We start from the raw sequence: 12262 nt of genomic DNA, 5'->3' as shown, positions 1-12262 counted from the left end.
TGACACAAAAGTCTTGTGTCGAATTTTCTGACCGAATTAAATCGGCACTCCGGTATTCATTATGAATGCTGTCTTTTACTACTTCAAAGAACTTAACTTAGTGATTTTCACCACTAACATGAGACATCTTTATGTCTTTTTCTGATCGTTTTCCCGAAAAGCGAATGCAAATATCGGAGTCTTTGTTTGAATTTCCAAATAGGTCAAAAAAAATATTGTTAAATTTTGTTTTGTGCCTGTTTCGAAACGAGAATTTTCTTAAGAACTAAACCCTTGTTGCCGTATTGGGAGTGCAAATATAGAAGCCGCATTTAAAATCACCAAATCTATTTCCGAAAATATTCATTTTTTTGTCGAAAAACAAAATTTACTGCTTAGGCCTTTTGTATAAGGGTACTGTGCTACAGGGTTCTCCATACATGATACTCCTTGCAACGCCCATCAGCAAGTTGGTGACCTGACCATAGGCATATAAGGGGACTTTGACTTTACTGCATCCTTTCACCACCACGGGCTTGTCCCGGTAAATCTCCATATCCAAGTCAGCCAATGCTTTTTGGAATAGGAACTTTTCCAAATCATCCATGTCCCCTACTACAGTTTCCTTGGCAACCTGGTGTAGGTAGGTAACTGCAAGCATATAGGCCCAAGTGGGTACAATGGCATCTGTACTGCAAAAGACGGCCACATATTTTCCTTTGAAGTTGGCCCAGTCCATTTCTTTTAAGGAATTTCTGAATTCTTTCTCTTTCACTACCAAGCCCTGGTACAGAAAGTCGGATAGGTCAAAGGAAACCCTCTCTCCTTTGGTGTGAAATTCTTCCAGGTCCAAGGAGACTAGGGGGCTATTGGCAACTCTGTTAATTATTTCATTCATCGTAGAAGTGGGTTTTTCGCTTTTTTAACCAAAAATGCCTTTGGATAGTTCGGTTCAAAATAGGCCAAATCCTCAAAACTTCCCCGATTAAATGCCTGCCAAGCCAAACGGCCCATTTCATCAACACTTTCAACCCCATCTATAAAATAGGCATTGGGATGAGAGAGTACCTGGGAAACCTTTTCGTTAGCATCGCCGGTAAAATAAACTTTCCCTGACGATAAATATTCCCCAAAACTATCGCCGTCAAGGATTTTGGGCTTTATGGATTCTACCTCTTGCCATTCATGATTAAGCACCTTAGTGTATACCTCCATCCTCCTGGCATCTATCATTGGAACCACCAAATCCCCAGGTTTCAAGAGGCTATTGGCCTTAAAGGCATATGCATTTAGGGAATCGATGCCGATTAGGGGAAGGTCATGGGCATAACATAAGCCCTTAGCTGTAGAAACGCCTATCCTAAGCCCAGTATAGGAACCTGGCCCCTTAGACACCGCTATAGCGTCCAACCGGGAAACTTTAAGACCAAACTGAAGCAATAAAGCCTCTATCAAGGGCACAAGTTTTTGACCATGCACATTACCATCATGCAAACTAATGGCCCCGAGAAGTTTGCCCTCCTGATGCAGGGCCACAGCACATACTTTTGTAAAGGTCTCAATGGACAAGATTCTTTTCATATGATTATAATTTGTTTTTTAAAGTCCATATGGAATCTCGCAGTCTATAATCATCCCAGTGTGTGATGTGCTCGTCATGCCCTGACTGCTGTCCAGGCAGGCTCGATTCATATTTGTCTTTCCACAGGAGTATGCTGATTTGCACCCCGCCGTCTTTTCCTTTCCATCCCGTGGGTTGCCACATACCAAACCACTCAGCTCCTAAGACTACAAATCCAAAAAAAATAAGGCCTCCGAAAAGGCCTATAGTTGTTACCACCAACATTTGAAACACTCACAATGCCAAAACCTGAGGTTCAGTTGGTGTGATCCAATCAAGAACTAGTTTTTCCTTTCAGGTTTCAGCAACATGGCATAAAGGCTGCCATCCTGAAGAACATTTATCGCTCTTTCCACTTCCTCATCCCTATCCAAGGAAGCCTCCACCACCCCTTCCTGGAAGTAATACCGGGAAATTATTTCGTCCTTTAGGACACTCTTTACTTCTTCCTTGAAAGTGATTAGGTCTTGCTCCTTGCTGTGAGAAACACTTTTTTTGAGTTTGGCCAATTCCTCTTTTATATCCTCATAGTATTTTTCCTTCTCGGCATAAGTTTCAAGGTCTTCTATGGTTTTTTCTACCCTTGTGGTATAGTCATAATCCTTGTCACCCAGCCATTCCACGAAATCCTCATAGAGTTCATCTGCTATTTCAAAGGAGCGAGGATCTGCGATGGCCTCATTTTTCCGTGAAAACTCATTGCCGAATTCAAATACAAGGCTTCTGGCTACCAGGCTATACGTAATTGGTGCAAAGTTCTTGGCTTCCACTTCTTTATCTGGTTCAATTCCTCCACCGTCGAGAACTTCCCTACCGCTCTTTGTCTTGAACACGTTTCTTAGTGAGTCAGGAACATTTCTACCTTTACCGTCTTCATCCTTTTGGCTGTAATCTATGGCCTGTATACATCTTCCGCTGGGGATATAGTATTTTGCAGTGGTAACTTTTACCTGACTGTTATAGGACAAGGGGATAGTACTTTGAACTAAGCCCTTTCCGAAAGTTTTTCTACCAATCAAAACTGCCCTGTCATAATCTTGCAGGGCACCTGCCACAATTTCAGAAGCGGAAGCACTTCTTTCGTTGATTAGTACGGCCAAAGGAATGTTCTTGTCCAAGGGGGATCTTTCGGTCTTATATACCGTGTTTACACTTTGGAGCTTTCCCTTAGTGCTTACGACTTCTTTTCCCTTTGGAATGAAAAGATTTACAACTTCGATGGCCTCTTTTAATATACCACCTGGGTTATCCCTCACGTCCAACACCAACTTTTGGGCACCCTGTGCCTTTAAATCCACTACTGCTTTTCTCACGTCCATGGCAGCGTTGGTGGTAAAGTCCCCTAGTTTAATGTAGCCGACCTCTTCATTTATCATTCCATAATAGGGGACGTTACTGATTACAATTTTTTTCCGAGTAAGTTCCACAGCTAAGGTGTCATCCCCTCTTTTCACCTTCACATTAACCTTTGTGTTTGCTGGCCCCTTGAGCAATTTTGAGATTTCCGCAGTGGGTTTGTCCACCACGTTTACGGAATCCACCTTGAGAATTTCGTCTCCTATCCTCAACCCGGCTGATTGGGCGGGAAAACCCTTGTAGGGCATTAGGATCATGTTGGTACCAGTCCTATTGCCTATCATTGCACCCACTCCACCATATTCTCCTGTGGTCATCATCCTGAAGTCATCCGAATCCTCTTCCGGTATAAATTCGGTATAGGGGTCAAGTTCTTCCAGCATGGCACTTATTCCTACCGCTACCAGATTGTCCGGATCAATCTCATCTACATAGTAGGAATCAAGCTCCCTGATCAGGGAAGCAAAAATGTCCAGATTTTTGGCGATGGAGAAAAGCTTGTCGTTCTTTACCGAAAAGGCAAAAAGAAAGCCGACTGAAAAAATAATTGCAACTAGACCTATTAAGGCCCTTTTTTTATGATTTTTTAAGATCTTTACCATGTGCTGATCATCACTTTTTGTTAATAATTCTATTCAGGCATTTGCGGATTTTAATTTGAATTTCATCAAAACCCATTGAATCTGAAGATACGTAAACGAATGCAATGAGTTGCTTATCCTGCTTATTGGCTTGTAAAAGGTGTTTATTCAAACGATAGGCTTCCTTGATCCTTCTTTTTACCAAATTCCTACATACCGCTTTCCTTATCTTCTTCTTTGAAACAGAAATAAGTACCTGGTTAGTTTCAATGGAAGGGTAGGGTAAACAAATGACCTTGAAGGGATATAAAAAAAAAGAGGAACCTTTTTCAAAAAGTTCCTTGATTAACTTTCTGGAATGCAGTCTTTCCGTTTTGGGAAATTTTACATCCATCTTTGTCCTTTTTTTCGGGGTTCTCCCGAAGTTATTATTTCTTAACGGTTTTTTCTGAGGATACCGACAACTTATGCCTTCCCTTGGCCCTTCTAGACCTTAGAACCCTTCTTCCGTTTGCGGTAGACATCCTTTTCCTGAAACCGTGCTTGTTTCTTCTTTTCCTGCGGGAAGGTTGGAACGTTCTTTTCATTGCTTTAGAGCTTTATAATTTTTGTAATCTTTTCGTCATTTATAAAAGGAGTGCAAAGATAGGTAGGTTTTTTTTATTTGCAAACCACTACTTACTTTTGTTTGAACACCAAGTCCCCAACCTATGATCGAATGTGTGATTAAGACCCCCGTACCTTCATCTCAACTGATTAGTATTCAGCTTTCTGCTGACTTCAAGGAGGGGGAAACCTGTAACCTTCAATTGGCAAGCTGGAGGCCAGGAAGGTATTTTATGGCCCACTATGCTCAATTTATTAGGGACTTTAGAGTGGAAATTAATGGCCATAGGGTGCCTCACCATAAACTTACCAAGGAAAGTTGGGCATTTACCCCTGAAGAAAGTGGCAGGTATACCATTTCTTACAACTACTACGCGGCCCAAATGGATGCCGGGGGATCTTGGTTGGATCCCGAGCAACTGTACATCAATTTTATCAACCTACTTTTTGCGATCAAGGGCAGGGAACAGGATCCCATAATGGTGCGTTTAGTTGTACCACCTACTTACAAAGTCGCTACAGCATTGAAGGCTACCGAAGAACCATTTGTGTTTATAGCTGGGAATTACCAACATTTGGTGGACAGCCCTTTGATTGCCTCAGATTCCCTACAACATTTCACCTACCAAACTTGTGGGTGCAATTTCCATCTTTGGTTTCAAGGTAGCCTGCAAATGGATGTTGGGGAACTTCTCGAAACTTTCAAGGCCTTTACAGAAAGGCAAATTGAGGATTTTGGAGATTTCCCTGCAGAGGATTACCATTTTCTCTTTCAATTACTTCCTTATCGGCATTATCATGGGGTAGAGCACAAGTATTCCACGGTGATTACTTTGGGTCCGGCAGAGCAAATAAATAATCGGGAATTTCAGGAAGCATTAGTCGGGGTTAGCAGCCATGAACTGTACCACTTTTGGAATGTTTGCAGGATTAGACCCCAGGAAATATTGCCATACGATTTTTCAAAAGAAGCATACATGGAGTCTGGTTGGCTCTTGGAAGGCATCACCTCCTACATGGGGGATCTTTACCTATTAAAGACTGGCTACTTCACCCTTGAAAGGTATTTGGAAAAATTTCACAAAATGATGGATAGGGAGTTCAACAGTTGTGCATGGAAGCACCAGTCCATAGCGGAATCGAGTTTTGATCTCTGGTTGGATGGCTATCAGCCAGGGATTCCGGACAAGAAAGTTAGCATTTATAACCGAGGAGCACTTTTAGCCTTTTGCCTGGATATTGCATTGATGCAAGCAGGTAGCTCGTTATCCAGGTTTATGAAAAAGCTTTGGGAAAGCTATGGTAAGGCCAATCTTGGCTATGAAATGCAAGAGGTTCAAGAATTACTACAAGTATATTTGGGTTCTTCCTTGAATTGCGATTCCTTTCATAAGGACTTTATTTTTGGACGCAAGGATATTTACCCCCTTCTCCTACAATCTCTTGAAATGCTGGGTATTGAATGCCACAAAAAACCTAAAAAGGACCTATTGGAAGGCCAATATGGGATCTCTGCTAATGCCAAAGGGGAAATTGGAAAGCTCCATCAGGAATCTGAAGCGTATCAATCCCTTATGCTTGGGGATCGGATTAATAGTTTCAAGATTCTTCAGGACAGAATACAGATAGTGGCGAACAGAAGGGGAAAATCAATCTTATGCGAATTGAAAAAAAGTGCTAAATCCTATTACCATGATTTTGAGCTTTTGGTTAGCCACTCTGCTACCATAAGGGAGAAATGGATGAAATAGCGTGGTTTACTTAGGAAAATCTCTTATTTTTTTAACAGAAGGTGCAAAAATATCGTACATTAAGGGTAACCCAAAATAAATCATACTATGGCACTCATTCACAACATCGAACATTGGGCGGACACACACCATCCCAGGTGGATTGATTTTGTCCGTGTAGCATTAGGTTTGTTTATCCTTTACAAAGGGATACTCTTTATTTCGAATACAGAAGCTTTAATGGGCTTGATAAGTGGAATGGATATTGGTTTCTTCCACATGGCCTTGGCACATTATGTGGCTTTTGCACATTTGGTAGGAGGTATTTTGATTGCTTTGGGGCTACTTACCCGGATGGCAATAATAGTTCAGCTTCCCATTCTTTTTGGGGCAGTATTTTTCGTGAACATCAATCAAGGATTCCTATCTGTCTCCAACAACTTGGAGTTTGAAATGTCTTTGGCAGTGTTTGTACTCCTGATCATCTTTTTGGTCTTTGGCAGTGGAAAATTTTCATTGGACCATTACATGAAAACGCATCCTAACTGGTAGATTGTTGAGGAAAGAGGTTGGCTCAGAATAGGAGCCAGCCTCTTTAATATGGTAGACCAGTTTGCCTGCCTCCTATCGTCGAAATAAAAAGTGGTTAATTATGTTTCCCATGATGTGGTAGAGGAGTGTATAGGTACTGATGCGGCCTTTGGTATTACACTTGACAATCATGACCACAATAGAGATATCTTATTGGATGAGAAAAGATACGCTACTTTCATGGGAGGGAGCTTCTCCCCACCATCATTTTATCAATGCAACGGTAAGTGGAAGTTGTGGGGCGAGCTGAAGGATGAAACCGGAATACCCCATGCCCCCAAGAATGATGGTGCCCCATATGGATACAGTATTCCGCGCATTGAAGGGACAGGCTACAAAATCCAATTTAAAGCCGTGAGAAGGCCAGCGGATTACCAGATGAACATCTTTTTACCCAATGATATTGCTGCCGAGAAACTCACTTCCATGCAAAAGGGGTTTAATTTGTTTTCCGGTTCTGAAAGGTCAATTGCGGAAATGAGGACGAACGAAAGTGCGGATTGCCCCCTCAGTCTGGTCTCAAAACCGGACCCATATATTGAGTGGATGCATGGTCTAAACGAATTTTTAGACCTTAGTCTCGAAAACAGTAGAAGGGCTGATGGGGCTTTGGGTGGAAAATAGATGTCCCATGGCCTTCGAATCCTATTTGGGCAGGAAAGCTGCCTGCTGATCTGCCTAAAGGAACCCATCCTGTTGAAGTTCTAACCCAGGATTTGTTGGGAAGGAATGGGCTTCTCACAGGGCTTTCAGGATCCAATAAACGGCCTGATCGAATCCTTACCATTAACATATCACCTAAAAATTCATTGGAAAAATGCTAATTTTTGATATTGCAAAAGACAATTATTTTATTCATGCCGCAAGCGTTGCGGCCCCCTGAATAAAACCAGGGCAGGGTTGCGAGAAATCAAATGTCATTTACTTTCCGAAAATGCCAATTTTCAATTCTAAGTGTGACGTTCTCGTGATGCCCTATTTTTTATTTGTTATTTACTCAAATAATGAAGGATCCAAATTATCATTAAACCTCAGTGTGATAATTTTAGCCTCTATGGCCGAGGGTAGCATTTGGTTGGAAATTGTCATTAGCATAGGAAAAAGAATTCCCTCTGTCTCTTGATAATTGCCATAAGTGATTTCGCCTGTGGTTTCTGAGGACACCCGTAATTTAAGGCCTGATTCCATACTATAATATTCTTTTGTTTCCATGCCTTGGGGCGTGGATATCATGATGGTATAGGCTTTTTCACCATCTACCTCCGATATCTCACCACTGCTCAGGGTGAAACCCATTTCCTCATAATGCAACTCAGGAAAAGGATACATCTGCATATTTACGGCATCTAGTTGATCCCCTTCTAAGTCCTGGGTTTGCCCCATGGCACTGATATACCCCTTGCCGTCCCTTACAACAGTTTTGGACATGACGTTACCATTTAAGGCGGTTTGCTGCATTAACCTTTTGTTCTCCTGGTCACTGGTGGAGCTGATTTCCATTTCCATACCCTGAACGTTTGCCTCCATCACCTGGGTGACATTCTTGATTTCCTGGATTTTTCCTTTTCCCCCAATGGCCTCAATATACCTTTCTATAATTTCTTTGGGGCTTTTATCAGAGGTCTGGACGGGCAAATCAATTTCGGCCATAACCTGTGCGCAAAAGGCCAGCGCTGCTAGACCTGTCAGATAAAAGGATTTTAAGTTATTCATTGCTATAGTAAAATGGTAAATCAATTAAAATCTTCTTCCGTAAATGTAGGGTTGATTTCTAAATCTTCCAATTTGGAGTTGATAGGAAAGGGAATCATAGGGGATTGCAGTGAAATTTCAACGGGCAGTTTCACCCCTTCGAATTCCTCATAGGCCAAATAAGTGGTTTCTCCCTCTACCTGGCTTTCACTTTTTAACTTCATGGCGGACTCAACACTATAATAATTGGTAATTGTGCCGCCTGTAGGATTTGAAACCACTACTTTGTAGGCTTCCTTTCCGTCAATTTCCCTCAGACCTTCTAGTTCTAGGGAATAGCCCATATTTTCATAATGGAGTTCAGGGATGATCCACATGGACATTTTCACGTCTTCGAATTTCTCATCTGGAAGGGTTTGGGATTGTCCCATCGCATTTACGGTAGCTTTCCCGTCCTTTATGATTGTTTTGCTGGCTTCGTTGCCCATCATAAGCATCCTTTGCATCATCCTTTGCTTTGGAACGTCATACAGTACAATCATATTTAATTTAGTACCTTGAATTTCTGCGGATAGCCGCATTTTTGCTGTTTCAAGAGCCGATGCAGACTCCCTTCCGCCTATTGCCTGAATGTAATTTTCAATGACATCGGCCGCAGAAATATCTATATCTCCCAATTCCAGTTCCCGCTCTGGATCCCCCATATTGGTATACTTTTGCACCTCCCCAAATGCAGTAAGCTTGTCATATATTTCATTGCCATTCCCTACGACCGTGATGTAGAGGTTTTCGGGTTTTAGGTATTTGTTAGCCGCTTCATTCACTTCCTCTACGGTAATAGCATTGAGCCTTTGCAGGTAGGCGGAATAAAAATCGTCAGGCAAACCATAGCGCTCTGCGTTAATGGCAAAACTGGCTATAGTGGATGGCTGCTCCAGTGAACGTCCAAACGAACCACCTATGGTTGCCTTCGCTATTTCCAGTTCTTTTTCGGTAACACCATTTTCGGCCATATTTCGGATTTCATAAAGCATTTCATTGATGGCACTGTCTGTGGCAGTTTGCTTTACATCTGCATAAACCGTAAAACTGGCTACCAGCTTGTCGGCACCGAAACTGGAATTGGCACCATAAGTATATCCCTTGTCTTCACGCAGGTTTTGGAAAAGTCTGGAGGAGGTACCACCTCCCAAAATTCCGTTCAGCACTCTTGTTACCAAATAATCGGGATGATCCAATCGCATCACCACGGGATAGGTAATCCTTACAACGGATTGCACTGAGGATGGCCTATCTACCAGGGCTACTTGATGGGTTGCCGGTGGGGTAGGTGTCTCATATTCATGATTTGGTACTTCCCCCGGTTCCCATTCACCGAAATACTTTTCCACTAAGGGTGCAGCTTCTTCCGGGGTGATATCTCCTACAATAGCTAAATAAGCAATATTAGGTTTGAAATAAGTGTCATAATATTCTTTTATGTCGCTTACCTGAATGTTATTTAGGGTTTGTTCCGATTCAGTTTCCCCATATGGATGGTCTTTTCCGTAGTTCAACGCGGAGGTTAACCTCCCCGAAATGCTATTTGGGCTGTCCTTGCTCTGGGCCAATGCAGTCAAGGCTTGTTTTCTCAGTTTTTCCAACTCCTGTTCAGGAAATATCGGGTTGAACAGCACATCAGCCATCAATTCCAGTGTCTTTTCCTGGTGCTTTTTTAATGAGGAGGCATAGACGGAGTTGGAAGATGCTCTCAAGGATGCACCAATAAAGTCAATGGAATCATCGAGCTCATCCTTGCTTCTGTTGGTGGTTCCTCCCATCATCATTTCTCCCACAAACCCCGACATGCCTGCTTTATCCCCTTCTGTAATGGGATCCCTTTCCAAGATCAGGGAGAAAGCCACTCTGGGCAGTTTTTGGTTTTCCACGACAAATACTTTCAACCCATTTTCCAAAGTGAAGGAATGGGCATCCCCCATCTGTATTTCCGGTGCTGGAGCCGGGGAGGGATAGCTGCTCCTGTCCACCTGGGCCAAGGCATGATTTCCCACGATCAAAAAAAGAAAGGCGAGGTTGATGAATATATATTTCATTTTTAAGAGAAGTTAAGTCTAAACACTACTATTAATCATTATCCTGAGGCTTAGGAAGGTAATGCAATACTACTCTACCGTCTGTCCTCAGGTATTCATTGGCCACTCGTTTTATATCCTCTTTGCTTACTTTTCGATAATACTCCAGTTCCTTATTTACATAGTTGGGGTCACCATAAAATACCCTTGCCATGGCCAAGTTTTGGGCTATGCCTTCCATGGAACTGTTTTGGCTTACTATGTTATTTTCCATGATATTTTGGAGTTTCTCGAATTCCCTTTCAGAAATACCCGAGGCTTTTACCTCCTTTATAAGCCTGTCCACTTCACTTTCCAAGTCATCGGGGTCCACACCCATATTGGGCAAGGCCTGCATGATAAAAATACCCCCATCTTCGAGCTCCAAGGGAAATGCATATACACCTAGGGCTTTCTGTTGGTTATCCACCAGTTCTTTGGTCAAGAGGGATGAATTCCCCCCTGTAAGGTAGGTGGACAGCATATCCAAAGCATAGGAGTCCGGGTGGTTTTTAGGGGGCAAATTGTAGGCTTGGATAATGGCGGGAATCTGAATATCATCATAGACAATATCCCTTATCTCCGATTCTTTTTTGGGTTCATCGACTGAAGGTCTGAAAAACTCCTCTGGGCCGGAGGGTATTTCTTCAAAATACTTGCTCACCCATTCTTCGGCCTGTTCATAATCAATGTCTCCTGCAAGCACAAGTGTGGCGTTATTAGGAACGTAAAAATCGGCATGAAACTGAGCAAACTCTTCCAAGGTAGCAGCATCTAAATGATCCATGGACCCAATCACTACCCATTGGTAGGGGTGTTCTTGGTAAGCCCGTTTCATGGTTTCCCTTAAAATGCTGCCATAGGGCCTGTTGTCCTCTCTTTGCCGCTTTTCCTCTTTGATGACTTCCCTCTGGGTATCCACTCCTACTTGATCGATTTTGGGGTGAAGCATGCGCTCACTTTCCATATATAAAGCAGTTTCCAGATAATTGGAAGGCACAATTTCGTAATAGTAGGTAATGTCATTGGAGGTAAAGGCATTTAAGGTTCCCCCAATGGACTCTACTTTTTCCATGTACTCGCCCCTCCCTATGTTTTCTGTGCCTTCAAAAAGTAAATGCTCAAAGAAATGTGCAAAACCTGTACGGTCAGGCTTTTCGTTTTTCGAACCTACATGATACAAGACCGCAACCGCAACTATTGGTGTGCTGTTGTCCCGGTGCATGATCAGGTTCAGACCATTATCCAGGGTACGCTCTTGAAACTCTATTTTGTTTTGGGCTAATAGGGAGGACATCATCAGGAAACTCCCTATCATCAAAAAGCAATGTTTATTCATATCTGTAATGTTTAGAATGGTCACAAGTGAAATATCCAAGCTGTTAAAAATAATGCCAAAGCTTTAAGGAGAAAATACCAAATCGGTTAAATTGTTTTAAATTTTCATTTAGCGGGTAAAATAGCACTTAAAATTTTTCCTTGATGGCTTCAAGTTCCCGAATAGCATTTAGGGTCCTTTGCTTTTGATTCTCCAAAAGCTCCTTCAAGGAATCGGGTAGTTCCTGTTCTCTTTTGAGTAAGTCCTTGTATTCCACTACGGCTTTTGCCTCTACAGCAATGCAGTTTTCGCATACTTCTTTTTCATTACCATGCGAAAGGGAAGCGGTAAAATTGTTCCAAGACCTTTTGAACAGGCTGAAAACACTTCCCTCTTCTGCGGGTTTCCCCCCCAAGTCCTTCACTATCTCCTTCATCTCCTTATACATTGCCAGTTTTTCTTTGCCATGGGAAATAAAAAAATTCCTTAGAAGTTCATTATCCACGTTCCTCGAGGCATCCCTGTAATTTTGAATTACATCGTAATTTCTTTCAATGATTTCATTAAGCTCTTCGAAAATGCGTTTTGTGGTTTTCATGGGTAAAGGTTTTAAACCTTCAATTACGCTCAATTATTCCTTAATAGCAAGGATAGAGATCCGGCCTCCCCTAAAAGTA

The 12262-nt window shown here is 42.3% G+C and carries 13 protein-coding genes; 3 read left to right on the top strand and 10 right to left on the bottom strand.

Annotation, left to right across the window (positions count from 1 at the left end):
* Positions 1-367 precede the first annotated feature (367 nt).
* The 6 genes from DB520_RS06035 to rpmH are packed head-to-tail and all read right to left on the bottom strand — an operon-like array spanning position 368 to position 4124.
* Positions 368-877 (bottom strand): DUF2480 family protein, encoded by a 510-nt coding sequence (locus DB520_RS06035; RefSeq protein ID WP_114748694.1) that lies wholly within the window; start codon positions 875-877, stop codon positions 368-370.
* Positions 874-1560: a tRNA (adenosine(37)-N6)-threonylcarbamoyltransferase complex dimerization subunit type 1 TsaB gene (tsaB, locus tag DB520_RS06030; protein ID WP_114748693.1), complete on the bottom strand. Its 687-nt coding sequence runs from the start codon at positions 1558-1560 to the stop codon at positions 874-876. Before tsaB ends, DB520_RS06035 begins: the two co-directional genes overlap by 4 nt.
* A 4-nt stretch (positions 1561-1564) precedes the next feature.
* Entirely contained in the window at positions 1565-1825 is a 261-nt protein-coding gene (locus DB520_RS27615; protein WP_114748692.1) for a DUF2165 family protein, read from the bottom strand.
* Between the two features lie 56 nt (positions 1826-1881).
* Positions 1882-3558 (bottom strand): S41 family peptidase, encoded by a 1677-nt coding sequence (locus DB520_RS06020; protein WP_114748691.1) that lies wholly within the window; start codon positions 3556-3558, stop codon positions 1882-1884.
* A gap of 10 nt (positions 3559-3568) precedes the next feature.
* Positions 3569-3931, bottom strand: coding sequence for a ribonuclease P protein component (gene rnpA, locus DB520_RS06015; RefSeq protein WP_114748690.1), 363 nt, complete (start codon positions 3929-3931; stop codon positions 3569-3571).
* Positions 3932-3965: 34 nt separating this feature from the next.
* Positions 3966-4124, bottom strand: a complete 159-nt coding sequence (gene rpmH, locus DB520_RS06010; RefSeq protein WP_114748689.1) for a 50S ribosomal protein L34 — start codon at positions 4122-4124, stop codon at positions 3966-3968.
* A gap of 123 nt (positions 4125-4247) precedes the next feature.
* Here rpmH and DB520_RS06005 point away from each other — a divergent pair, with 123 nt between their 5' ends.
* From DB520_RS06005 to DB520_RS05995, 3 genes are all read left to right on the top strand, one after another.
* The gene (locus DB520_RS06005) at positions 4248-5894 is read left to right on the top strand and encodes a M61 family metallopeptidase (protein ID WP_114748688.1); all 1647 of its coding nucleotides are present in this window, start codon (positions 4248-4250) and stop codon (positions 5892-5894) included.
* A gap of 87 nt (positions 5895-5981) precedes the next feature.
* The gene (locus DB520_RS06000; protein ID WP_114748687.1) at positions 5982-6425 is read left to right on the top strand and encodes a DoxX family protein; all 444 of its coding nucleotides are present in this window, start codon (positions 5982-5984) and stop codon (positions 6423-6425) included.
* Positions 6426-6515: 90 nt separating this feature from the next.
* On the top strand, positions 6516-7088 hold the full coding sequence (locus DB520_RS05995) for a calcineurin-like phosphoesterase C-terminal domain-containing protein (protein ID WP_114748686.1): 573 nt from the start codon (positions 6516-6518) through the stop codon (positions 7086-7088).
* 369 nt (positions 7089-7457) lie between these two features.
* Here DB520_RS05995 and DB520_RS05990 read toward each other — a convergent pair whose 3' ends face one another.
* The 4 genes from DB520_RS05990 to DB520_RS05975 all read right to left on the bottom strand — a co-directional run bounded on the left by DB520_RS05990 (position 7458) and on the right by DB520_RS05975 (position 12183).
* Positions 7458-8177: a peptidase, M16 family protein gene (locus tag DB520_RS05990; protein WP_114748685.1), complete on the bottom strand. Its 720-nt coding sequence runs from the start codon at positions 8175-8177 to the stop codon at positions 7458-7460.
* Positions 8178-8197: 20 nt separating this feature from the next.
* Positions 8198-10249, bottom strand: coding sequence for a M16 family metallopeptidase (locus DB520_RS05985; protein ID WP_114748684.1), 2052 nt, complete (start codon positions 10247-10249; stop codon positions 8198-8200).
* Positions 10250-10280: 31 nt separating this feature from the next.
* Positions 10281-11606, bottom strand: a complete 1326-nt coding sequence (locus DB520_RS05980) for a M16 family metallopeptidase (protein WP_114748683.1) — start codon at positions 11604-11606, stop codon at positions 10281-10283.
* A 127-nt stretch (positions 11607-11733) separates the two neighbouring features.
* Positions 11734-12183 carry a PA2169 family four-helix-bundle protein gene (locus DB520_RS05975; RefSeq protein ID WP_114748682.1) on the bottom strand — a complete coding sequence of 150 codons (450 nt, stop codon included), beginning with the start codon at positions 12181-12183 and terminating at the stop codon, positions 11734-11736.
* Positions 12184-12262 lie beyond the last annotated feature (79 nt).

This window comes from Pleomorphovibrio marinus (assembly GCF_003347495.1).
Classification (GTDB): domain Bacteria; phylum Bacteroidota; class Bacteroidia; order Cytophagales; family Cyclobacteriaceae; genus Pleomorphovibrio; species Pleomorphovibrio marinus.
This window is presented reverse-complemented; position numbering and strand designations above follow the sequence as displayed.

Bases quoted from the DNA above. Each gene is read 5' to 3' on its own strand.
- DB520_RS05985 (WP_114748684.1), bottom strand. From the start codon at position 10,249: ATGAAATATATATTCATCAACCTCGCCTTTCTTTTTTTGATCGTGGGA.
- DB520_RS06005 (WP_114748688.1), top strand. From the start codon at position 4,248: ATGATCGAATGTGTGATTAAGACCCCCGTACCTTCATCTCAACTGATT.
- DB520_RS05980 (WP_114748683.1), bottom strand. From the start codon at position 11,606: ATGAATAAACATTGCTTTTTGATGATAGGGAGTTTCCTGATGATGTCC.
- DB520_RS27615 (WP_114748692.1), bottom strand. From the start codon at position 1,825: ATGTTGGTGGTAACAACTATAGGCCTTTTCGGAGGCCTTATTTTTTTT.
- DB520_RS06000 (WP_114748687.1), top strand. From the start codon at position 5,982: ATGGCACTCATTCACAACATCGAACATTGGGCGGACACACACCATCCC.
- DB520_RS05975 (WP_114748682.1), bottom strand. From the start codon at position 12,183: ATGAAAACCACAAAACGCATTTTCGAAGAGCTTAATGAAATCATTGAA.
- DB520_RS06035 (WP_114748694.1), bottom strand. From the start codon at position 877: ATGAATGAAATAATTAACAGAGTTGCCAATAGCCCCCTAGTCTCCTTG.
- rpmH (WP_114748689.1), bottom strand. From the start codon at position 4,124: ATGAAAAGAACGTTCCAACCTTCCCGCAGGAAAAGAAGAAACAAGCAC.
- DB520_RS06020 (WP_114748691.1), bottom strand. From the start codon at position 3,558: ATGGTAAAGATCTTAAAAAATCATAAAAAAAGGGCCTTAATAGGTCTA.
- tsaB (WP_114748693.1), bottom strand. From the start codon at position 1,560: ATGAAAAGAATCTTGTCCATTGAGACCTTTACAAAAGTATGTGCTGTG.
- rnpA (WP_114748690.1), bottom strand. From the start codon at position 3,931: ATGGATGTAAAATTTCCCAAAACGGAAAGACTGCATTCCAGAAAGTTA.
- DB520_RS05990 (WP_114748685.1), bottom strand. From the start codon at position 8,177: ATGAATAACTTAAAATCCTTTTATCTGACAGGTCTAGCAGCGCTGGCC.